Source organism: Agrobacterium tumefaciens, assembly GCF_005221385.1.
Taxonomy (GTDB): domain Bacteria; phylum Pseudomonadota; class Alphaproteobacteria; order Rhizobiales; family Rhizobiaceae; genus Agrobacterium; species Agrobacterium tomkonis.
Map to the genome: position 1 here is coordinate 1,304,812 of NZ_CP039904.1, position 21,010 is coordinate 1,325,821.

Genomic DNA, 21,010 nt, shown 5'->3' on the forward strand with positions numbered 1-21,010 from the left:
TTTTTGGCAATGATGCCGCTTAGCCGATGCTCATCAGGCTGGCATTGCCGCCGGCCGCGGTCGTATTGACGCTGACCGAGACTTCTTCGACCAGCCAATCGAGATTATAGGGCTGACTTTCGCCGGAAAACACTTCCGTGGTCGCGGCCTGCACGAGAACCAACGGGCCAGGCAGGGTGGCGATCTTTTTGTTGATCGTCACGATACGTTCCGCGTCGCCCTCGACCAAGGCGCCGGCGAAGGGACCGGATTTTGCCCAGTCATCCGCCCAGACGATGCGCGAGGTGACTGTTGCCGGCAGCCCATAGATCGATTTTTCGAGGCCGGAGGCATTGTCGATGATGGCGGTGTTTCCGGTGGCAAGCGCTGCCGCAAGCTGGCGGTAAAGCCCCTGTTCGCTTGCCGGGACCAGCAGAATCCTGCCGCGCGGATGCAGCGCATAGACATTCCGTTCACCGACGGGGCCTGCCAGCTCGGTTTCGAAGCCGAGGCCGGAAAGTGCCGCTGCCTGCCGTGCGGCTTCGGCCGCAACGGTTTCGCCGTTTTCATCCAGCCAGCGGGCAAGATCGACGGCGGCCTGATCCTGCTGGCTTGCAACCCGGTCAATCTTCGGGGCAGCCTGCGTCATGCGGCCGAGATAGAGCGGGCCGCCGGCCTTGGGGCCGGTGCCGGAAAGGCCGCGTCCACCAAAGGGCTGCACGCCGACCACCGCGCCGATGATGTTGCGGTTCACATAAAGATTGCCGGCCGCGACGCGCGACAATACATGCTGGATCGTATCATCGAGGCGTGTATGCAGGCCGAAGGTCAGGCCGTAACCGGTGGCGTTGATCTCGTCGATCAGCCGGTCGAGATTGTCGCGCTTGAAGCGGATGACATGCAGCACCGGGCCGAAAACCTCCCGCTTCAGATCGGCGAGCGTTTTCATCTCGATGATGGTCGGCGGCACGAAGGTGCCCTTGCCGGTTTCACCCGCAAGCGAAATCTGCTCGATCCGGTGGCCGAGCGAGCGCATGCCGTCAATGTGTTTTTCGATGATGTCCTTCGCCTCGGCCGTGATGACGGGGCCGACATCGACGGAAAGCTGGTCGGTGCGGCCGATGCGCAATTCATGCAGCGCGCCTTTGAGCATGGTGAGCGTGCGGTCCGCCACGTCCTCCTGCAGGCAGAGAATGCGCAGCGCCGAGCAGCGCTGGCCGGCGCTGTCGAAGGCCGATGCGATGACATCCGCGACCACCTGTTCGGCGAGCGCCGAGGAATCGACGATCATGGCGTTCTGGCCGCCGGTTTCGGCAATCAGCGGAACCGGCTGGCCGTTAGTCAGAACCCGGCCGGCAAGCTGGCCCTGGATGAGCCGGGCGACCTCTGTCGAACCGGTGAACATCACGCCCGCCGTAAGGGCAGAGCCGACAAGTGCCGCACCCGTCTTGCCGTCGCCGGGCAGAAGCTGCACGGCATCCTGCGGAACACCGGCCTCATGCAACAGGCGCACGCCCTGGGCCGCGATCAGCGGCGTTTCTTCGGCGGGCTTTGCCAGAACCGGATTGCCGGCAACCAGTGCCGCCGTCACCTGACCGATGAAGATGGCGAGCGGGAAGTTCCACGGGCTGATGCAGACGACCGGGCCAAGCGGCTTTTCGCCAGACTTGAAGTTCCTGCGGGCTTCTGCCGCATAATAACGCAGGAAGTCGATTGCCTCGCGCACCTCGGCAATGGCGTTGGGCATGGATTTTCCCGCCTCGCGCATGATGAGGCCGAGCAGGGCAGGCATTTCGGCCTGCATGGCGTCGGCGGCGCGCTCCAGGCAGGCGGCGCGTTCTTCCACCGGGGTGGAGGGCCAGCTTGAGGCCGCTGCCCGCTGCATGGCCGCTTCGACATCGGCTTCGGTTGGCTCGGTCACGTGGCCGACGATATCATTGTGGTCGCCGGGATTGAGAACCGGGCGCGTGTTGCCACCTGCCCGCGGCGCGGCAGCTTTCCATTCCGTTGCAGCGCCCGCCTTCAAGGTGCCGTTCAGTGCGGAGAGCGTCGTTTCGCTGGAAAGATCGAGGCCGGCGGAGTTTTTCCGTTCCGGGCCGAACAAGCTTTCTGGGGCGGCGATGCGGTCGTGCCTCGCGCCGGGAACGGCATAGGCCTTGACCACGGTGACCGGGTCTTCCAGCAGGGAATCCACCGGTACGGCGGGGTCGGCAATACGGTTGACGAAAGAGGAGTTCGCACCGTTTTCCAGCAGGCGGCGGACGAGATAGGCCAGCAGCGTCTCATGGGTGCCGACCGGAGCGTAGAAACGGCAGGGCCGGTCAAGCTTCTTTTTACCGACGACCTCGCTGTAAAGCGGTTCACCCATGCCATGCAGGCACTGGAACTCATAATCGCCAAGTTTGAAGTCTGGACCGGCCAAGTGGTAGATCGTCGCCATGGATTGCGCATTGTGGGTCGCAAATTGCGGGAAGACCAGGTCGCGCGCGTCGAGCAGCTTGCGGGCGCAGGCGATGTAGGAAACATCCGTGTGCACCTTGCGGGTGAAGACCGGGAAGTCTTCCAGCCCGTCCACCTGTGCACGCTTGATTTCCGCATCCCAGTAAGCGCCCTTGACGAGACGCACCATGATGCGGCGGCCCGAACGGCGGGCGAGATCGATGATATAATCCAGAACGAAGGGGCAGCGGCGGCCATAGGCCTGCACGACGAAACCGAGGCCGTTCCAGCCGGCAAGGTCCTTGTCGAGCGCCAGTTCCTCCAGAAGATCAAGCGACAGTTCCAGCCGGTCGGCTTCCTCGGCGTCGATATTGAGGCCGATATCGTATGTCTTGCTGAGCAGCATCAGCGATTTGACGCGCGGAAGAAGCTCCGCCATCACCCGCTCGGCCTGCGCGCGGGCGTAACGCGGATGCAGCGCCGAAAGCTTGATGGAAATGCCGGGGCCGCCATAGATGCCCCGTCCGGCCGAGGCCTTGCCGATGGCGTGGATGGCGTTTTCGTAGTCCTTGTAATAACGCTCCGCATCCTTGGCGGTGGTCGCGGCTTCGCCCAGCATGTCGTAGGAATATTGGAAGCCCTGCTCCTCCAGCGGCTTCGAACGCTTGATGGCTTCGCCGATCGTTTCGCCGGTCACGAATTGCTCGCCCATCATGCGCATGGCCATGTCGACGCCGCGGCGGATGACGGGTTCGCCGGCGCGGGCGATCAGCTTGGTCAGCGCCGCCGAAAGGCCGCTGTCATTGACCGTCGAGGTCAGCTTGCCGGTGATGACGAGGCCCCAGGTGGCGGCATTGACGAAGAGCGAACGCCCGCCGCCAATATGGGATTTCCAGTCGCCGCGCGCGATCTTGTCGCGGATCAGCGCATCGCGGGTGGCGGTGTCGGGAATGCGCAGCAGCGCTTCGGCAAGGCACATCAGCGCCACGCCCTCATGGCTGGAGAGCGAATATTCCTGCACCAACCCTTCGACGCCGGTGCCCTTGGTCTTGGCGCGCAGCGCCTCGATCAGCTTGCCGGCGGTGGCGCGGATGGCTTTCGTCTGCTCCGACGTCACCGTTGCCGCAGCGATCAGCGACGCCAGGCATTCTTCTTCGGGGCGGCGATAGGCAGCGGTGATCGCCTTACGCAGCATGCTCTGTTCGCGCACCGACGGCGCAAAATTCTGGAAGATACCGTTTGCCACTACACCGGCGTTGCTTGCACCATCGGCCATTCTGAAAATCCTGAAAACGCTGTTGAAGACAGATCGTCGGCGGCAGCGTGTCCTCCGCCCGCCGCTTGTCATCCTGTCGCAGACAATATCATCACTGCAGAAATTGCTATGGCCCTATTTTCGGGATAAAACAGGCAATATGCACTTATATTTTTGAGATATGGCGTTAAATCACATGGCAAATAGTCAAAAAACAGACGATCTGGATCACTTCGATCTCAAGATTCTCGAGGCGCTCAGCGAAGACGGGCGCATGTCCGTGCTGCAGCTCTCGAAAAGGGTCGGTCTTTCCAAGACGCCCTGCCAGACGCGGCTGAAGCGGCTGGTGGATGAGGGCTATATTCTCGGCTTCCGCGCCATGCTCAACCCGCAGAAGCTCGGCGTCGATCACATCGCCTTCGCTGAGGTGAAACTTTCCGATACGCGGGAAAAGGCGCTGGAGGAATTCAACACGGCGGTTCGCAAGATCAAGGAAGTCGAGGAATGCCACATGATTGCCGGCGCCTTCGATTATCTGCTCAAGGTGCGCACCAGCGACATTCGGAAGTACCGAAGGGTGCTCGGTGAAAAAATATCGAGTTTGCCATCCGTTTCCAACACCTCGACATTCGTGGTGATGCAATCGGTCAAGGAAACCGGCATCTAAAAAACGGTCACGCAAAACGGGCAGACGCAGGTCTGCCCGTTCATTGTCCTCAAAATTCAACTCTCTCAGCGCGCCGTAGCGGCGGCGGTGACCGCGCTCATCTGTGCATCGGGACCGAATTCGTTTTCGTTTTCGATGCCCAGCAACTCCTGCAGGCGCAGCCTTGCGCGGCTGACGCGGCTCTTGATCGTGCCGACCGGGCAGCCGCAAATCTCGGCGGCTTCCTCATAGGCAAAGCCTGAAGCGCCAATCAGCAAAATAGCTTCGCGCTGGTCATCAGGCAATTTCGCAAGCGCGGAGCGGAAATCCTGAAGGTCGACCGAACCATGCTGTTCGGGCGGGACCGACAGGCGGGAGGTGTAAACCCCATCCGTATCCTGCACTTCACGGCCGGATTTGCGTATCTGGCTGTAGAACTCGTTGCGCAGGATCGTCACCAGCCAGGCGCGCATGTTGGTGCCCGGCTGGAAACTATCCTGTTTCGCCCAGGCTTTCATGATAGTGTCCTGCACAAGGTCGTCAGCACGGTCCCTCGAGCGGATAAGAGAAATGGCGAAGGCGCGTAGGTTCGGCAGCGCCGCCAGCATTTCCCGCTTGAAATTATATTCTGTCTGCTCCGGCTCTTTCGCCATCATTCCTCCGAAGCCTTTGTTTTGGCTTTGCTTTCGGCTTCATCGAGTTTTTCGAGAAGATCGAGGAATTTGTCAGGGATGCCTTCATCCTGAACGGCATCATAAAGCTCCCTGAGCTTGCGGGAAATCACCGCCCGCCCGGAATGTGGAACCTGAGGGGCGGCCGAATTGTCCGGCGAATCTTGGTCCGATTGAAACATGCTCATAACGTCCGGTATTCCTTTTGTGTCGTGGCAAATAATGCGTGGTGAAAAAAATAGTTCCGGCCATCGGGAACTTTTTTTGCGATACGCACGTTGCTATCGTGGGTTTGCGTTGCAGACCGCATGAAAGGGGAGAATTCCATGTCAGTTTCTACACGCATCGCACCGCACCTGCCATATCTGCGCAGGTTCGCGCGTGCCGTTTGCGGCTCACAATCCACGGGCGATGCCTATGTTGCGGCAACACTCGAAGCTCTGATCGCCGATATCAGCATCTTCCCGCAGACAACCAGCGATCGCGTTTCGCTCTATCAATTGTTCGTATCGATCTTTAGTTCCGTCACGATCAATATTAAGGCCGATGAAAACCTGTCGGGATGGGAAAAGCGCGCTTCTGCGAACCTTTCTGCCGTACCGCCGCTAGCCCGTCAGGCCTTCCTCTTGACGACGGTCGAGGAATTCACGCCTTCGGAAGCCGCAGAGGTTCTGAAAGTATCGGAAGACCAGGTCGGCAGGCTGATAGACGAGGCCGCCTCGGAAATCGCCCGGCAGGTCGCAACCGATATCATGATCATCGAGGACGAACCTCTGATCGCCATGGATATCGAACAGATGGTCACCGATCTCGGTCACCGCGTCACGGGTATCGCCCGCACGCATACCGAGGCGCTCGACCTTTTCCATCGCACGCAGCCGAAAATGATCCTTGCCGATATTCAGCTTGCAGACGGCAGTTCCGGTCTCGACGCGATGAAGGACATCCTGCAGATGACCACCCTCCCGGTTATCTTCATCACGGCTTTCCCCGAGCGTCTTTTGACGGGCGAGCGGCCTGAGCCGACGTTCCTTGTGACGAAACCTTTCAACCCGGACATGGTGAAAGCGCTTATCAGCCAGGCCCTGTTTTTCAACGAAAGCTCGCGCGTCGCGGCGTGAATTTTGCCGAAACCGCGGACTTACCGGGAACCAGTGTGGTGCCCGGGCGTTGGCGGTTACGGTCGTGGGGTTGACCCGCGGCTTTCTGCAAGGAGACGAATTTGCATCGGCTGGCATGGCATAACGCGGAGAGGGACGAGAGCGAGCTGCATGATTCGCTCGTTCTCGCCTTGCTCGATTCGGGTGAGACAGTCATGCTGCAGGACTGGAAGCGCGATTACATATTCGTGGCCAATTTGCCGGATGTCTGGAAACTGCCGGCCGATTCCCATCCAACCGATGAAAATCTGTTCGGTAATGATCTCTCCGTGCGGCTAGCGGACCTCAAAAAGGACATGAGCACGGCTGGTAGCCGGGGCATGCTGGAAGTCAGCGCCGGCACGGACCGGGTCTTCCAGTTTCAGGTCCATTCGACCTTCAATCAATCGAACCAGATGGTGATGAAGACCACCATCCGCGAGGTGACGGCGGAACGGCGGCGCGAGCAGCTTCTGCGCTCGCTGCTGCGCGAAGTTAGCCATCGCTCCAAGAACCTGCTGGCGATCATCCAGAGTCTTGCGGGCCAGACGGCCCGTTTCAGCCTCACCAAGGATGATTTTCTGCGCAAGTTCCGCGGCCGGCTGCATGCGCTGGCCCAGAGCCAGGATCTCATCACCGACTCGGACTGGAGGGGGGCGCGCATATTCGAGCTTCTCCGCCAGCAGTTCGATCTCTATGTGCCGGAATATCCGAACCTCATCCACATGGAGGGGGAAAACCTGCTGCTCAACCCGAACGGTGCGCTTTATATCGGGCTGGCCTTCCACGAACTGGTCGTCAACACCGTTAGCCATAGCGGCAATCTTGCCTATCACCCGCCTATATCCCTGCAATGTCGCCAGGAAGGTGATTTTTATATCGTCGAATGGAACGAACCGATGATGCCGTCGAAGGAGCCGGCCGAGACGAGGCGCGGCAGTTTCGGCAGCGTCGTGCTGGAAAAGGTGGTTCCTTCTGCTCTTGGAGGAAGCGCCGAATACCAGCTGACGCCGGAGCGCATCGTTTACCGGTTGAAGTTCCCTTCGGGCGACGGCACGGACTCCTGAGAGGAGTTGCCGGGCCGCAGGTAAGACCGAAAGCCTGTTTTTCATTCTGCAAAAATGCAACAAAAAAGCACGGCTCATAGGAGAGCCGTGCTATTTTTATGACGGGTTTTCAGGGGCGAAACCCGTTTATAGTCAGCCAAGCTTCAGGCGGGGACGGGGGAATTGCTTGGCCTGCAGTAAAAATGCATGCCGCGGCATTCGGTTCCCTGAAAATGCATTTTTTTAACAATCAGCAAATTTTTGGCCACTCATGCCGCGGATCGGCTTTAATGTGCCGGGTCCGGTCGCTTTGGCGTGAAATAGCGTATCGGCGCTTCCAGAGACCATTCGAAGCCGGTTTCGCGGTATTCCGTCGTCACATACCCACCGAAGGCGCCTTCCGCATGTCTTTTGATGACCGTGGTGCCGAAACCCTTGCGGCTCGGCTCCCTGGCCGGTGGTCCGCCTGTCTCGGTCCACAGAAGATGGAGCATCTGCCGGCCGTCTTTTTCAAGCGGTTGCCACCTCACGGTAATTTTCCCGAGCGGTGCCGAAAGCGCGCCGTATTTAATGGAATTAGTGGTCAGCTCATGCACCACAAGCCCGAAATTCTGCGCCGCTTCGGGCGATAGCATGAAATCGTCGCCTGCCAGCACGACACGTTCTGATACCGTGCCGAAAACTTCGAGGTGGGTCTCGATCAGCTTGCGGATCGGCAGCCCCTGCCACTGAACTTCTGCCAGTGCCCGGATCGACATGCCGAGACCGCGCAGGCGATGGTCGACTTCCTTCTGGAACTCCGGAATGCTTTTATTTTCCCGACCCAATTGCCGTATCATCGCCTGAACCAGCGTCAGAATATTCTTGGAGCGGTGAACCAGTTCGTGCAGCAGCAATTGCAGCCGCTCTTCCGACTGGCTTCTGTCGAAGGAAGCGTTGGAAAGCGCGATGGCGACCTGGTTGGCCTCCTTTATCTTGGTATCCACAGGCGCGACAATCTCACCTTCGCCGATGCGCTCCGCCATATGAGTCAGATCGCGAATGGAGCTGCGCAATTGCCGGCCGACCAGATAGGCGCCGCCGATAGCGATCAGCACCAGCACAAGGCTGCCGATCATCATCTGTCGCCATGTATCGATCAGCGCCGCCTGGCTTGCGGCAAGTGGTCCCCACATTACCGTCTTCCATTGCCAGCCCGGCAATTGCGCATAGGCATAGAGATTGCCCTTGCCGTCGAAGAAATTGCCACTGAAAGCCTGCATTTCTGAAAGAACGGCCGGGTTGACAAAGGGCTTGCCCACTTCCGCCTCAGCCTGGGCGCTGGAAACGACGACACGATTTGTACCGTCGATAATGGCCACGGCCCAGTTGCGCGGCAGGTTCTCCGTGGGGATGAGCCGGCTCAGGTCACTGGCGTTCTGCGTCAAAATCAGCGCATCGCCGGCCAAGCCCAGGTCCGGATTCAACGGCATGGTAACGTTGAATACCCATTCCTTGCTGGTGGCGCCAAAAAACATGTCCGAGACGGTGATGCGGCGGGATTCGATTGCCTTGGCCAGCTTGGCCTCGTCCGGCACCTTGCCGAGAGGCTGGCCATAGGTAACGCGGGTATTGAGGCGCTGCTGGCCGTCTTTGGTGGCGAGAAGGGCATAGAGGCCCTCCCGTTTCAGGCTTTCGGCAACGCGTCCCTGAAATGCGGCGAGATTGCCATTCTCGAGTTCCGGAAATTGCGATAGCAGATTGAGGGATGTGGCTATTTCCTGCAGGCGGCGATCGATGTTGCGGCTGACGACCCGGACATCCTCGATGGTTTCCCTTTGCAGGTCGTCGCGTTTTTCGGCTTCGAGGCGCAGCATCAGATAGCCGACGAAGAGGATGAGCGGCAGGGTGATGACGGTTGCCATCACCACCAGATAAGTGCCGATGGAGGCGGTCGGGAAAAAATTCGCGCTGCGCCGACGTAGAGCCGAGATCATGTCTTTCAGTCTGTTGCCGGGTTGAGGCATACAAAAAAACTCCGGCAGTTATGGCATTGTTACGGCAGGGATAATACCGCGCTGTCCCCCGTTAGCAATGCCTGATTTTTACCTTCGGTCGTCGCGGCATGCGGCAAATGCACCGGTGTGACCGAAAAAATCGGAACTATTTCAACCACCAGCCCGTTTGCAAGACGAACCGGCCAGCGAGCGGTAGCGAAATTCATCACCGCCCGGCCAGTTGAGAACGATGAAAGGAAGGTACGAAATGGCAAAGAAACTTACGATACTCGTCACCGCCGCCCTGATGGGCACGACGGCTTTCGCGCCGCTTGCCATCGCTCAGGGCACCACCCAGCCCGCACCGGCAAATCCGGGTGCGCAGACCGAGCCGGCAACGCCGCCTGCCACTCCGATGACGCCTGCGGCTCCTGCGGCCAATGACAGCGCGGCCACAACCACGGGCGGTGCTTACATCACCGAGCAGGGCGAAACGCAGATCAGCGCCAATGACTATATTGGCAAGTCGGTCTACACCGCAGCCGATGAAAGCATCGGTAACGTCACCAATCTCATCATGGCGGAAGATGGCGGCCTGGTCGCAGCCGTGATCGGCGTTGGCGGTTTCCTCGGCATCGGCGCCAAGGATGTAGCCGTGCCCATGGACAAGGTGACGATGACGCGCAATGCGCAGGACGGCACCATCCGCCTGACGACGACCGAAACGGCAGAGACGCTGAAGGCGGCTCCCGAGTTCAAGACGCTGGAACAGAAGACCAGCGAAAAGAACGCGGCAACCCCGGCGGCACCGGATAGTACGACGACATCCGCCACCAAGCCTTAATCCCATACCTGGGAGGCAGGAGCCGGGACTGGCTTCAATATGCCGTCCCGCAAGAGACACCGGCTACCGGCCGGTGTCTTTTTTTATCTTGGCCTAAGGGCCGCTCAATCGCCGGCGTTGCGGGAAGAATGCCATGCCCAGGCGGATTTGATGATATCCGACAGGGAATAACGCGGTTCCCAGCCCAAAACTTCTTTAGCCTTATCGTTATTGGCCACGAGTGTGGTGGAATCGCCGTCGCGCCGGCCGGTATATTCGACCGGGAAGGGGCGGCCGGAGACCTCGGAGATTGCCGCCAGCAATTCCTTCACCGTGGTGCCGGTGCCGGTGCCGAGGTTGAGTTCCACGGTTTCCCCGCCGGCCAGCAGGTAATCCACCGCCCGCACATGGGCATCGGCAAGATCGAGAATGTGGATGTAATCGCGCACGCAGGTGCCGTCGCGGGTATCGTAATCCGTGCCGAACACCTTGAAGCCCTGACGCCGTCCAAGTGCGGCCTCGATGGCGAGCGGAATGGCGTGGGTTTCCGGCTTGTGCCACTCGCCGATACGGCCCTCGAAATCCGCGCCTGCGGCATTGAAATAGCGCAGCATGACCGAGCGCAGGCCCTTATAGGCGCTGTAGTCCTTCAGCGCCTGTTCCACCACCCATTTGGTGCGGCCATAGGGATTGATCGGCGCTTGCCGGTGCGTCTCGTCGATTGGCACCTGTTCCGGCAGTCCGTAGGTGGCGCAGGTGGAGGAGAAAACAAAGGCGGTGACGCCAGCATCAATCGCGGCGGAGAGCAGGTTGAGCGAGCCAATGACGTTATTATCGTAAAAGGCGACGGGCTGCTTCACCGATTCGCCCACTTCGATCAGCGCCGCGAAATGCAGAACGGCTTCCGGCTGGTGTTTAGCGAAGACTTCGTCCAGTCGCGCCCGGTCGCGAATATCGCCCTGTTCGAAGGGTCCCCAGCGGACGAATTCCTCATGCCCATTGGACAGATTGTCAAAAACAACTGGTTCATATCCTCGCTCAGAGAGGAGAAGGCAGGTGTGCGAACCGATATAGCCGGCACCGCCAACGACAAGGACTTTCTTCTTCATCAAACGCCTTTCAAAAAATACGGACGCGCCGAGACTGTATGTCACTTTGTTCAAATAAGGGCGGCGTGGCGCGGGACGCCATTTGCCAGTCTATCCATTGCGCGTAACATAAAAAAAACTGCGCATCCATCGTCTGGATGCGCAGCTCTCGTGAGGGTCGGTACGTGCATAAAACCCGCCCGACGGTGTGTTTATTTCTTTTTCCTCGTATTGGCCCTCGTCGCCAGAAAACCGGCGGCCATGGCGACGGCGAGCGTCGCATAGGGCCGCGCCTGGATCGCCAGCGTCAACAGTGACTGCAAGGCGAGGGGTGCTGCGGTCAGCGGGGCAGCCGTCAAGGGTGCAACTGGGCGTGTGGCATAGGCTCTGGGGCGTTTTACAATTGCCAGTGCCACCAGCATGATGACGCCGAGCAGGAACGCGGTGCCGGCGACGACAAGCGCGGCAGGACCCGCCCCGACATGCCGGGCAAGATAGATCGACCCTGCAACCACCGCGGCGACGAAGGCGATCAGGAAAAAGACACCGGTCAGCACCCACAGGATGATGGTGGCACGCAGGCGTCGCGTCACAACGCGTCCTTCGCGCTGGGTGTCTCCCAGATAGACCAGCAATGCCTCAAGCATGATGCGGCCTTATCGACGTGTGAGGAGAGCGAGCACGAAGCCCACGCCAACGGCGATGCCGAGGGACTGAAGCGGGTTCTTCTGAACCTGATCTGTCAGATTATCGTTCAGCGACGAAATTTCGCTGCGAACACTGTCGGCCATTTCGCCAGAGGCGGTGAGCGCGTCATCAGCCACGCGAGCCGCCTGCGCCTTCAGCTCATGCGAGGCACCGACGCCAAGCGCCTTAACGCTCTTGGCAAGATTTGCCAGATCTTCGCGAAGCTGGGCGAGCTGGGCCGCAACGTCGGCTGCATCACCGTTTTCGAGGGATTGCTGGATCTTGTCATTAACGCTGCTACGCACGCTTGCCATAGGTGAAGTCCTTCCTGGAACATCGTTGATGGAAATTGCGACAGGCCAAACCGACCGTCGCCGCAGGTGGATTCCGTCGCTCAATAACCTGGGTTTGCGCAACCGAAACACCTGCCTGTCCGCCATTCAAACGCGCCGATGCTTGCTTGGTTCCGCGCCCGGCATGTTTTCTTCGCGGGCATTTAAGGGCCGGGGGCAATTTTCCGGGAATTCGGTGCCGGACATTTGTTTTCCTGTCACAAGCATCATATAAGGCCCATCATCGAGACGTACCTTGACTTCAATCAATATGTGAAACGACATGCTTCAGACGCCTTATTACCTCATCGACAAGACAAAACTTCTTCGCAACATGGAGAAGATTGCCTATGTGCGGGAAAAATCCGGTGCCAAGGCGTTGCTGGCGCTGAAATGCTTCGCCACATGGTCGGTGTTCGATTTCATGTCGCAATATATGGACGGCACAACCTCGTCCTCGCTTTATGAAGTCCGCCTTGGCCGCGAGAAATTTGGCGGTGAAACGCACGCCTATTCCGTCGCCTATGCCGATTACGAAATCGACGAGGTGATCTCGAATGCGGACAAGATCATCTTCAACTCCATCGGCCAGCTGGAGCGTTTCGCGGAGAAGGCGTCGGGCATCACCCGGGGTCTGCGCCTCAATCCGCAGGTCAGCTCCTCGAGCTTCGATCTTGCCGATCCCGCGCGTCCCTTCAGCCGTCTTGGCGAATGGGACGTCGCCAAGGTCGACAAGGTCATGGACCGTATTTCCGGTTTCATGATCCACAACAATTGCGAAAACGGCGATTTTTCGCTGTTTGACCGGATGTTGACGCAGATCGAAGAGAAATTCGGATCGCTGCTGTCACGTGCCGAATGGGTCAGCCTTGGCGGCGGCATTCATTTCACCGGTGACAACTATCCGCTCGACCAGTTCTGCGACCGCCTCAGGGCGTTCTCGGAAAAATATGGCGTGCAGGTCTATCTGGAGCCCGGTGAAGCTTCGATTACCAAAAGCACCACACTTGAGGTGACGGTTCTCGACACGCTGTTCAACGGCAAGAACCTCGCCATCGTCGACAGCTCCATCGAAGCGCATATGCTTGATCTGCTGATCTACCGCGAAACCGCCAAGGTTGCGCCGAACGAGGGCGAACATCCCTATATGGTCTGCGGCAAGTCGTGCCTGGCGGGCGATATTTTCGGCGATTTCCGCTTCGACAAGGAGCTGAAGGTCGGCGACCGCATCTCCTTCCAGGACGCTGCCGGTTATACCATGGTCAAGAAGAACTGGTTCAACGGCGTGAAGATGCCGGCGATCGCCATCAAGGAACTGGACGGCACCGTGCGCGCCGTTCGTGAATTCGACTTTGCCGATTTCGAGCAAAGCCTGTCTTAAACCCTGTTTCAACATCCAACGAAGCTCATCCCTGCGGGGAAAAGGAGGCATCACCTGAAATGAAGAAGAACGTTCTGATCATCGGCGCCGGTGGCGTAGCACAGGTCGTGGCGCATAAATGCGCCCAGAACAGCGATGTATTGGGAGACATTCATATTGCGTCACGGACTTTGGAAAAGTGCCGCAAGATTGTCGAGTCCGTACGCGAAAAGAAGAGCCTCAAGACAGATGTGAAACTTGAGGCCCATGCGCTTGACGCTATGGATATCGAGGCGACGAAAGCCTTGATCAAACAGACCGGCGTGGAAATCGTCATCAACGTCGGTTCGTCTTTCGTCAACATGTCCGTTCTTCGTGCCTGCATGGACGCAGGTGTTGCCTATATGGATACGGCGATCCATGAGGATCCGACCAAGATTTGCGAGGCGCCGCCGTGGTATGGAAACTACGAGTGGAAGCGCGCCGCTGAGTGCAAGGAAAAGGGCGTCACCGCCATTCTCGGCGTCGGTTTCGACCCCGGCGTGGTCAATGCCTATGCGCGCCTTGCCAAGGATGAATATTTCGACAAGGTCACTTCGGTCGATATCGTCGATATCAATGCCGGTAGCCATGGCCGCTGGTTCTCGACCAATTTCGATCCGGAAATCAACTTCCGCGAATTCACCGGCGTTGTCTATTCCTGGCAGAAGGGTGAGTGGCAGACGAACCAGATGTTCGAAGTCGGCCAGGAATTCGATTTGCCGGTTGTCGGCAAGCAGAAGGCCTACATGACCGGCCATGACGAAGTGCATTCGCTGTCCAAAAATATGGATGGCGCCGATGTGCGCTTCTGGATGGGCTTCGGCGATCACTACATCAACGTTTTCACGGTGCTGAAGAACCTTGGCCTCCTGTCCGAAAAGCCGGTCAAGACGGCTGAAGGCCTCGAAGTCGTGCCGCTCAAGGTGGTCAAGGCCGTGCTGCCCGATCCGTCTTCGCTGGCGCCTGACTATGTCGGCAAGACCTGCATCGGCGATATCGTCAAGGGCATCAAGGACGGCAAGGAACGCGAAGTCTTCATCTACAACGTGGCCGACCATAAGGACGCCTATGAAGAAGTTGGTTCGCAGGGCATTTCCTACACCGCCGGCGTTCCCCCGGTCGCCGCTGCCATGCTGATTGCGACGGGCGAATGGGATGTGAAGCAGATGGCCAATGTGGAAGAACTGCCGCCGAAGCCGTTCCTTAACATCCTGAACAAGATTGGTCTGCCGAACCGCATCAAGGATGAAAACGGCGATCGCGCGCTGGAGTTCTGATTGCAGCATTCTCGACGGATAGAGACAAAAAAGCCCCGCGAATGCGGGGCTTTTTCTTTGCTAACAGATTATCTATCGCGCGCTGGACGCAAAACGGGTGTAGCGCCCAGTCGATGGAAAGAGGTCTAACCAGTTACGCGACGTCATACTCGGCCCCGTGCCGAGGATCCAATCATGTTGAATAAAATCAATAGGTTGTGGATCCTCGGGACAAGCCCGAGGATGACGTTGAGAGCAGGCATGCCCGCCGTCGTCGTTAGTCGCAGAGTGACCTCAGCCCTTCGTAGGCTTCGGTCCACGCTTCTCGAACGGCTTGTCTTTTTTGCCTTCGAATTTCGGCTTGTCGCCGAAGGGCTTTTTCTTTTTCCAGGGCTTGTCTTCAGCCTTGCGGTCATCGCGTGGCGCGCCTGCATTGTCCGATTTGGTGAACTTCCGCTGGGCCTTTGCCGGCCTTGTGTCTTCACGGGCACTGCCGGTCATTTCCGGCTTGCCTTCCAGCGCCTTCAGGCGAATGCCCTTCTCCAGCATCATGTCCTTGCCGATGGCAGAGGTGAAGCGGTCAACGGCATCGGCCGCCAGCTCAACAAAGGTCTCCGTCTGCTGCATGCGGATGGCGCCGATATCCTGACGGGTGATCTTGCCGAAACGGCACAGCATCGGGATGAGCCAGCGCGGTTCGGCACTCTGCTTGCGGCCAACGGAAAGTGAGAACCACGCGCTGTCGGAGAAGTCGGAGCGCTCGCGGCGCGGTGCGTTGTTTTCGACCGTCTCGAAACTGTCACGGCGCGGCTTGCGGCTGTTATCCAGCGCGACCTCGAAAATGTCTTCCGGTGCCGAGCGCCCGGCGTGATAGAGACGCACGAAGGCGGCGGCGACTTTTTCCGCGCCGTGCTGTTCCAGCAGCTGGTTGACGAAATCGCGTTCTTCCTCAGCCACGGCTTCGCTGAGTGTCGGGTCGGCCAGAAGCCGTGCGCCGTCGCGCTCGACGATCTCTTCGACGGAGGGCGGGCGAACCCATGCCGGGCTGACCTTGGCGCCTTCGAGAAGGCGTTCGGCCTTGCGGCGCTGGCTCACGGGCACAATGATGGCGCTGACGCCCTTCTGCCCGGCGCGGCCAGTACGGCCGGAACGGTGCAGAAGCGTTTCGGAATTGGTCGGCAGGTCGGCATGGATGACGAGTTCCAGGCCAGGCAGGTCGATGCCGCGGGCAGCAACGTCGGTCGCCACGCAAACGCGGGCGCGGCCGTCACGCATGGCCTGCAGCGCGTGCGTGCGCTCGTTCTGCGTCAGTTCGCCGGAGAGGGCCACGACCGAAAAGCCGCGATTGTTCAACCGGGCCGTCAGATGATTGACGGCGGCGCGGGTGGAGCAGAAGACGATGGCGTTGCGGGCTTCGTAAAAGCGCAGCGCGTTGATGATGGCGTTCTCGCGATCAGACGGCGACACCAGAAGCGCGCGATATTCGATATCCACATGCTGCTTCTGTTCGGAAGCGGTGGCGATGCGCACGGCATTCTTCTGGTAGCTTTCGGCCAGCTTGGCGATGCTGCGCGGCACGGTGGCCGAAAACATCAGCGTGCGGCGGGTGTCGGGCGATTCTTCCAGAATGAATTCCAGATCCTCACGGAAGCCGAGATCGAGCATCTCGTCGGCTTCGTCCAGCACTACGGCGCGCAGCGACGACAGATCGAGTGCGCCACGCTTGATATGGTCGCAGAGACGGCCGGGCGTACCGACGACGATATGGGCGCCGCGTTCCAGCGCACGGCGCTCATTGCGGATATCCATGCCGCCGACACAGGATGCGATCGACACGCCGGCGAATTCATAAAGCCACTCCAGCTCGCGCTTGACCTGCATGGCCAGTTCGCGGGTTGGTGCAATAGCAAGAGCGAGCGGCGCGGAAGCCTGACCGAAGCGGGTATTTTCCGACAGCAGCGTGGTTGCGAGCGCGATGCCGAAGGCAACCGTCTTGCCGGAACCGGTCTGCGCGGAAACCAGCGCGTCCTTGTCGGCGAGATCAGGCGCAAGCATGGCCTTCTGCACGGGGGTCAAGTCGTTGTAGCCGCGTTTTTCCAACGCCTGCGCGATCGCCGGGGCGATACCCTGGGTGTCTGTCATCTACCGTCTTTCGGATATGAAGCTGCCCGCATCCGCCCGAAACCAATAGGTCCTAAAGTCTCCGGGGCAGCCGATACAGGCCATTTCGGCCATCTGGCCGGTTACATTGCCCGCGCTCATACTGCGAATAAGCCGGTTTGTACAGTGCACTGCGGTACGCTCTTTTACGGGTACTTTCTCCCGCCTTTTGTTCCAGCCCGCCATCGTCCTTCGCAAAGGCCACTCAAAAGGCGTACCGCATGGTTCATAAACGGCATTGCGTGCCCCCCGCCTTTTCGCTAAGAGACCCGCAACTTGAGGCTCTTTGTCAGGAAGGGCCGACTGGGTTTGTTCTTGTCCACACCGGGTGAAAACCGGCTGGCGGAAAAAAGGGATGTACTGGTCAAGGCTATGGCTCGCATTGTCATGAAATTCGGCGGCACGTCCGTCGCGAACCTCGAACGTATTCACAATGTCGCACGGCATGTGAAACGCGAAGTGGATGCCGGCCATGAAGTGGCCGTGGTCGTTTCCGCCATGTCGGGAAAAACCAACGAATTGGTGGACTGGGTGCAGAACGCCGCAAAGGTGACCGGCACCAACGCCGCCTCCTTCTATGATGCGCGCGAATATGACGCGGTTGTCGCATCCGGCGAGCAGGTCACATCAGGTCTTCTGGCGATCACCCTGCAGTCCATGGGTATCAATGCACGCTCCTGGCAGGGCTGGCAGATCCCGATCCGTACCGATAATGCGCATGGTGCCGCCCGTATTCTCGAGATTGACGGTTCGGATATCGTCAAGCGCATGGGTGAGGGACAGGTTGCCGTCGTTGCCGGTTTCCAGGGCATCGGCCCGGATAATCGCATCGCGACGCTTGGTCGCGGCGGCTCTGACACGTCGGCTGTGGCCATTGCCGCCGCCGTCAAGGCGGATCGTTGCGACATCTATACCGATGTCGACGGTGTCTACACGACCGATCCGCGCATCGAGCCCAAGGCTCGCCGCATGAAAAAGATCGCCTTCGAGGAAATGCTCGAAATGGCGTCTCTCGGCGCAAAGGTTCTTCAGGTTCGCTCCGTGGAGCTTGCCATGGTACACAAGGTGCGCACCTTCGTTCGCTCCAGTTTCGAGGATCCCGATGCGCCGGGCATGGGCGACCTCATCAACCCGCCCGGTACTTTGATTTGTGACGAGGATGAAATCGTGGAACAGGAAGTCGTAACCGGCATCGCCTATGCCAAGGATGAAGCACAGATTTCGCTGCGCCGCGTGGCCGACCGTCCGGGCGTTTCCGCCGCGATCTTCGGTCCGCTCGCCGAAGCGCATATCAATGTCGACATGATCGTGCAGAACATCTCCGAAGATGGCTCGCGCACCGACATGACCTTCACCGTTCCCTCGGGTGACGTTGCCAAGGCTCTCAAGGTTCTCGACGACAACAAGGCCCAGATCGGCTTCGATGTTGCGCAGAACGAGACGGGTCTTGCCAAGGTGTCCGTCATCGGTATCGGCATGCGCAGCCACGCCGGCGTTGCCGCCAGCGCCTTCAAGGCACTTGCCGAGAAGAACATCAACATCAAGGCCATCACCACGTCAGAGATCAAGATTTCGATCCTGATCGACGGCGCCTATGCCGAACTTGCCGTTCGCACTTTGCATTCGGCCTACGGTCTCGATAAGAGCTAAATCCGAGACATCGGTTCCCGATGCTCCGATTCTTCGGAGTTGCGTTCTTCCGATGTGGCGTTTCTTGAAAGCGTGTCCCTTGCGGGACGCGCTTCTGGCGCTATAAATTTTTTAAATGACGTTTTGATTCTCGAATATTATGACATTCGGATCGGAAGCGTCGGGGAGCAAACGCGATGAGAGACCTTTCCGCAGGTCCGCGCGTCCTGCTCAAGCGGCTGCGCGAAATGATGGCGGAGCACCTTGAACCGCAGGATCGTCTGGACCAGATCGTCCGTCAGATTGCCAGCAACATGGTGGCAGAGGTTTGCTCCGTCTACGTGCTGCGTTCCGACAGCGTGCTGGAACTATATGCCACGGAAGGTCTCAACAAGGACGCCGTGCATCTTGCCCAGCTGAAAATGGGGCAAGGTCTTGTCGGCACCATTGCCGCTTCCGCTCAACCGCTCAATCTTTCCGATGCGCAGGCGCATCCCGCATTCCGCTATCTTCCTGAAACCGGTGAGGAAATTTATCATTCCTTCCTCGGCGTGCCGATTTTGCGCTCCGGTCGCACTCTTGGCGTTCTTGTGGTCCAGAACAAGGCCAGCCGAACATACCGGGAGGATGAAGTTGAAGCGCTTGAGACAACCGCGATGCTTATCGCTGAAATAGTGGCGAGCGGCGAGTTGAAAAAGATCACCCGCCCGGGTGTGGAGCTGGACCTGACGCGTGCTGTTTCCATCGATGGCGATGGTTACGGTGAAGGCATCGGTCTTGGCCACGTCGTGCTGCACGATCCCCGCATTGTCGTCACCAACCTGCTGAACGAGGACGCGGATACGGAAATCCGCCGGCTTGCCGATGCCATTGGTTCGTTGCGCCTGTCGATCGATGACATGTTGCAGCGCCGCGACGTGCCGACCGAAGGTGAGCACCGCGAAGTTCTGGAAACTTACCGTATGTTCGCCCACGATCAGGGCTGGGTGCGGCGCATGGAAGAGGCGATCCGCAACGGCCTGACGGCGGAAGCGGCGGTGGAGAAGGTGCAGAGCGACACCAAGGCGCGCATGATGCGCCTGACCGATCCTTATCTGCGCGAGCGCATGCATGATTTCGATGACCTCGCCAACCGGCTGCTGCGCCAGCTGATCGGTTTTGGCGGGCGTGGACCGGAGCAGGATTTCCCGCTCGACGCCATCGTTCTGGCACGTGCCATGGGCGCTGCCGAATTGCTGGATTACCCGCGTGAGAAACTGCGTGGTCTGGTGCTCGAAGACGGCGCGGTGACGAGCCACGTTGTTATCGTGGCGCGTGCCATGGGTATTCCGATCATCGGCCAGGCGGCGGGCATTGTCGCGCTGGCGGAAAACAACGATCCGATCATCATCGATGGTGATGACGGCCAGGTGCATCTGCGCCCGATGTCGGACCTGCAGCGTGCCTACGAGGAAAAAGTGCGTCTGCGCGCCAAGCGGCAGGAGCAATTCCGTGCGCTGCGCAATGTCGAGCCGATCACCAAGGACGGCCAGAAGGTCAATCTGAAGATGAATGCCGGCCTGCTGGTGGACCTGCCGCAGCTGGAAGAATCCGGCGCCGACGGCATTGGCCTGTTCCGCACCGAGCTGCAATTCATGATCGCCTCCAACATGCCGAAGGGTGAGGAGCAGGAGGCTTTCTACCGCTCCGTTCTGCGCCAGGCCAAGGGAAAGAGCGTCACCTTCCGCACGCTGGATATCGGCGGCGACAAGGTCGTTTCGTATATGCGCGGCCAGGAAGAGGAAAATCCGGCACTGGGCTGGCGGGCGATCCGCCTGTCGCTCGACCGTCCGGGCCTGATGCGCACGCAGATGCGCGCGCTGCTGCGCGCCGCTTCGGGTGCGGAGCTGCGCATGATGTTGCCGATGGTGACCGAGGTTTCCGAAATCCGGGCGGCACGCGATCTTCTCCAGAAGGAAGTGCAGCATCTTTCGAAATTCAGCCATGCGCTGCCGAAAAAGCTGCAATTCGGAGCGATGCTGGAAGTGCCATCCTTGATGTGGCAGCTCGATGAGCTGATGCAGGAGGTGGATTTCGTTTCCGTCGGTTCAAACGACCTGTTCCAGTTCTCCATGGCGGTCGACCGTGGCAATGCCCGGGTTTCGGATCGTTTCGACAATCTTGGCAAGCCGTTCCTGCGCATTCTGCGTGATATCGTTCGCGCCGGCGAAAGGCACCACACATCGGTCACGCTGTGCGGCGAGATGGCGGGCAAGCCGCTGACCGCCATGGCGCTGATCGGTCTGGGTTTCCGGTCGATTTCCATGTCGCCGACGGCAATCGGCCCGGTCAAGGCCATGCTGCTCGGGCTGGACGCAGCGCGACTTGCCGACGAGTTGAATGCTGCGCTCGACGATCATAATTCGCTGGAAAGCGGGCGCGAGGTGTTGTTACGCTTTGCTGCTGCGCATTCCATTCCCATTTAAAAGACTTATTTCATTAT

At 59.2% G+C, this 21,010-nt stretch carries 18 protein-coding genes; 8 read left to right on the forward strand and 10 right to left on the reverse strand.

The features are described from left to right. Positions 1-19 precede the first annotated feature (19 nt). Positions 20-3,694 (reverse strand): trifunctional transcriptional regulator/proline dehydrogenase/L-glutamate gamma-semialdehyde dehydrogenase, encoded by a 3,675-nt coding sequence (gene putA / locus CFBP6623_RS21230; RefSeq protein WP_046802109.1) that lies wholly within the window; start codon positions 3,692-3,694, stop codon positions 20-22. A gap of 175 nt (positions 3,695-3,869) precedes the next feature. On the opposite strand from putA, the gene CFBP6623_RS21235 reads away from it, so the two are divergent. Next, a complete protein-coding gene (locus CFBP6623_RS21235; protein ID WP_046802108.1) occupies positions 3,870-4,340 on the forward strand; it encodes an Lrp/AsnC ligand binding domain-containing protein in 471 nt (156 codons plus the stop codon). Positions 4,341-4,405: 65 nt separating this feature from the next. Here the strand turns inward: CFBP6623_RS21235 and CFBP6623_RS21240 are convergent, their stop codons facing one another. Both CFBP6623_RS21240 and CFBP6623_RS21245 read right to left on the reverse strand, forming a co-directional pair. Beyond that, complete coding sequence (locus CFBP6623_RS21240; protein WP_046802107.1) at positions 4,406-4,972, reverse strand: RNA polymerase sigma factor; 567 nt, start codon at positions 4,970-4,972, stop codon at positions 4,406-4,408. After that, entirely contained in the window at positions 4,972-5,178 is a 207-nt protein-coding gene (locus CFBP6623_RS21245; RefSeq protein ID WP_046802106.1) for a NepR family anti-sigma factor, read from the reverse strand. Before CFBP6623_RS21245 ends, CFBP6623_RS21240 begins: the two co-directional genes overlap by 1 nt. Positions 5,179-5,316: 138 nt before the next feature. Here CFBP6623_RS21245 and CFBP6623_RS21250 point away from each other — a divergent pair, with 138 nt between their 5' ends. Both CFBP6623_RS21250 and CFBP6623_RS21255 read left to right on the forward strand, forming a co-directional pair. Beyond that, on the forward strand, positions 5,317-6,111 hold the full coding sequence (locus CFBP6623_RS21250; protein WP_046802105.1) for a response regulator: 795 nt from the start codon (positions 5,317-5,319) through the stop codon (positions 6,109-6,111). A 101-nt stretch (positions 6,112-6,212) separates the two neighbouring features. Beyond that, positions 6,213-7,196, forward strand: a complete 984-nt coding sequence (locus CFBP6623_RS21255; RefSeq protein WP_046802104.1) for a sensor histidine kinase — start codon at positions 6,213-6,215, stop codon at positions 7,194-7,196. A gap of 266 nt (positions 7,197-7,462) precedes the next feature. Here the strand turns inward: CFBP6623_RS21255 and CFBP6623_RS21260 are convergent, their stop codons facing one another. Together CFBP6623_RS21260 and CFBP6623_RS26935 are read right to left on the reverse strand one after the other, a co-directional pair. Further along, positions 7,463-9,181 carry a sensor histidine kinase gene (locus tag CFBP6623_RS21260; RefSeq protein WP_046802103.1) on the reverse strand — a complete coding sequence of 573 codons (1,719 nt, stop codon included), beginning with the start codon at positions 9,179-9,181 and terminating at the stop codon, positions 7,463-7,465. Positions 9,182-9,210: 29 nt separating this feature from the next. Next, entirely contained in the window at positions 9,211-9,378 is a 168-nt protein-coding gene (locus tag CFBP6623_RS26935; RefSeq protein ID WP_156394025.1) for a hypothetical protein, read from the reverse strand. A 41-nt stretch (positions 9,379-9,419) separates the two neighbouring features. Here CFBP6623_RS26935 and CFBP6623_RS21265 point away from each other — a divergent pair, with 41 nt between their 5' ends. Continuing rightward, the gene (locus tag CFBP6623_RS21265; protein WP_046802102.1) at positions 9,420-9,995 is read left to right on the forward strand and encodes a PRC-barrel domain-containing protein; all 576 of its coding nucleotides are present in this window, start codon (positions 9,420-9,422) and stop codon (positions 9,993-9,995) included. A 104-nt stretch (positions 9,996-10,099) separates the two neighbouring features. Here the strand turns inward: CFBP6623_RS21265 and galE are convergent, their stop codons facing one another. The 4 genes from galE to CFBP6623_RS27040 all read right to left on the reverse strand — a co-directional run bounded on the left by galE (position 10,100) and on the right by CFBP6623_RS27040 (position 12,366). Next, positions 10,100-11,083: a UDP-glucose 4-epimerase GalE gene (gene galE, locus CFBP6623_RS21270; protein WP_046802101.1), complete on the reverse strand. Its 984-nt coding sequence runs from the start codon at positions 11,081-11,083 to the stop codon at positions 10,100-10,102. Positions 11,084-11,274: 191 nt separating this feature from the next. Next, the gene (locus CFBP6623_RS21275; protein ID WP_046802100.1) at positions 11,275-11,709 is read right to left on the reverse strand and encodes a hypothetical protein; all 435 of its coding nucleotides are present in this window, start codon (positions 11,707-11,709) and stop codon (positions 11,275-11,277) included. Positions 11,710-11,718: 9 nt separating this feature from the next. After that, positions 11,719-12,063, reverse strand: coding sequence for a DUF883 family protein (locus CFBP6623_RS21280; protein WP_045015765.1), 345 nt, complete (start codon positions 12,061-12,063; stop codon positions 11,719-11,721). A 126-nt stretch (positions 12,064-12,189) separates the two neighbouring features. After that, on the reverse strand, positions 12,190-12,366 hold the full coding sequence (locus CFBP6623_RS27040; RefSeq protein WP_156394026.1) for a hypothetical protein: 177 nt from the start codon (positions 12,364-12,366) through the stop codon (positions 12,190-12,192). Between CFBP6623_RS27040 and nspC the strand changes: the two genes are divergently transcribed. Both nspC and CFBP6623_RS21290 read left to right on the forward strand, forming a co-directional pair. Beyond that, positions 12,365-13,462, forward strand: a complete 1,098-nt coding sequence (nspC, locus tag CFBP6623_RS21285; RefSeq protein ID WP_046802099.1) for a carboxynorspermidine decarboxylase — start codon at positions 12,365-12,367, stop codon at positions 13,460-13,462. The two genes, CFBP6623_RS27040 and nspC, sit on opposite strands and share 2 nt — an antisense overlap. Positions 13,463-13,521: 59 nt before the next feature. Beyond that, on the forward strand, positions 13,522-14,760 hold the full coding sequence (locus CFBP6623_RS21290) for a saccharopine dehydrogenase family protein (protein ID WP_046802098.1): 1,239 nt from the start codon (positions 13,522-13,524) through the stop codon (positions 14,758-14,760). Positions 14,761-15,033: 273 nt separating this feature from the next. Here CFBP6623_RS21290 and CFBP6623_RS21295 read toward each other — a convergent pair whose 3' ends face one another. After that, positions 15,034-16,881 (reverse strand): DEAD/DEAH box helicase, encoded by a 1,848-nt coding sequence (locus tag CFBP6623_RS21295; protein WP_046802097.1) that lies wholly within the window; start codon positions 16,879-16,881, stop codon positions 15,034-15,036. Positions 16,882-17,271: 390 nt separating this feature from the next. On the opposite strand from CFBP6623_RS21295, the gene CFBP6623_RS21305 reads away from it, so the two are divergent. Both CFBP6623_RS21305 and ptsP read left to right on the forward strand, forming a co-directional pair. Next, positions 17,272-18,549 (forward strand): aspartate kinase, encoded by a 1,278-nt coding sequence (locus tag CFBP6623_RS21305; protein ID WP_046802096.1) that lies wholly within the window; start codon positions 17,272-17,274, stop codon positions 18,547-18,549. A gap of 176 nt (positions 18,550-18,725) precedes the next feature. Continuing rightward, positions 18,726-20,993 (forward strand): phosphoenolpyruvate--protein phosphotransferase, encoded by a 2,268-nt coding sequence (gene ptsP / locus CFBP6623_RS21310; protein WP_046802095.1) that lies wholly within the window; start codon positions 18,726-18,728, stop codon positions 20,991-20,993. Positions 20,994-21,010: the final 17 nt, after the last annotated feature.

Excerpts from the sequence above, each read along its gene's own strand:
- CFBP6623_RS21235 (WP_046802108.1), top strand. The coding sequence starts at position 3,870 with ATGGCAAATAGTCAAAAAACAGACGATCTGGATCACTTCGATCTCAAG.
- nspC (WP_046802099.1), top strand. The coding sequence starts at position 12,365 with ATGCTTCAGACGCCTTATTACCTCATCGACAAGACAAAACTTCTTCGC.
- CFBP6623_RS26935 (WP_156394025.1), bottom strand. The coding sequence starts at position 9,378 with ATGAATTTCGCTACCGCTCGCTGGCCGGTTCGTCTTGCAAACGGGCTG.
- CFBP6623_RS21305 (WP_046802096.1), top strand. The coding sequence starts at position 17,272 with ATGGCTCGCATTGTCATGAAATTCGGCGGCACGTCCGTCGCGAACCTC.
- CFBP6623_RS21275 (WP_046802100.1), bottom strand. The coding sequence starts at position 11,709 with ATGCTTGAGGCATTGCTGGTCTATCTGGGAGACACCCAGCGCGAAGGA.
- CFBP6623_RS27040 (WP_156394026.1), bottom strand. The coding sequence starts at position 12,366 with ATGTCGTTTCACATATTGATTGAAGTCAAGGTACGTCTCGATGATGGG.
- CFBP6623_RS21240 (WP_046802107.1), bottom strand. The coding sequence starts at position 4,972 with ATGGCGAAAGAGCCGGAGCAGACAGAATATAATTTCAAGCGGGAAATG.
- CFBP6623_RS21295 (WP_046802097.1), bottom strand. The coding sequence starts at position 16,881 with ATGACAGACACCCAGGGTATCGCCCCGGCGATCGCGCAGGCGTTGGAA.
- ptsP (WP_046802095.1), top strand. The coding sequence starts at position 18,726 with ATGAGAGACCTTTCCGCAGGTCCGCGCGTCCTGCTCAAGCGGCTGCGC.
- CFBP6623_RS21250 (WP_046802105.1), top strand. The coding sequence starts at position 5,317 with ATGTCAGTTTCTACACGCATCGCACCGCACCTGCCATATCTGCGCAGG.
- CFBP6623_RS21280 (WP_045015765.1), bottom strand. The coding sequence starts at position 12,063 with ATGGCAAGCGTGCGTAGCAGCGTTAATGACAAGATCCAGCAATCCCTC.
- CFBP6623_RS21260 (WP_046802103.1), bottom strand. The coding sequence starts at position 9,181 with ATGCCTCAACCCGGCAACAGACTGAAAGACATGATCTCGGCTCTACGT.
- CFBP6623_RS21245 (WP_046802106.1), bottom strand. The coding sequence starts at position 5,178 with ATGAGCATGTTTCAATCGGACCAAGATTCGCCGGACAATTCGGCCGCC.
- galE (WP_046802101.1), bottom strand. The coding sequence starts at position 11,083 with ATGAAGAAGAAAGTCCTTGTCGTTGGCGGTGCCGGCTATATCGGTTCG.
- CFBP6623_RS21265 (WP_046802102.1), top strand. The coding sequence starts at position 9,420 with ATGGCAAAGAAACTTACGATACTCGTCACCGCCGCCCTGATGGGCACG.
- putA (WP_046802109.1), bottom strand. The coding sequence starts at position 3,694 with ATGGCCGATGGTGCAAGCAACGCCGGTGTAGTGGCAAACGGTATCTTC.
- CFBP6623_RS21290 (WP_046802098.1), top strand. The coding sequence starts at position 13,522 with ATGAAGAAGAACGTTCTGATCATCGGCGCCGGTGGCGTAGCACAGGTC.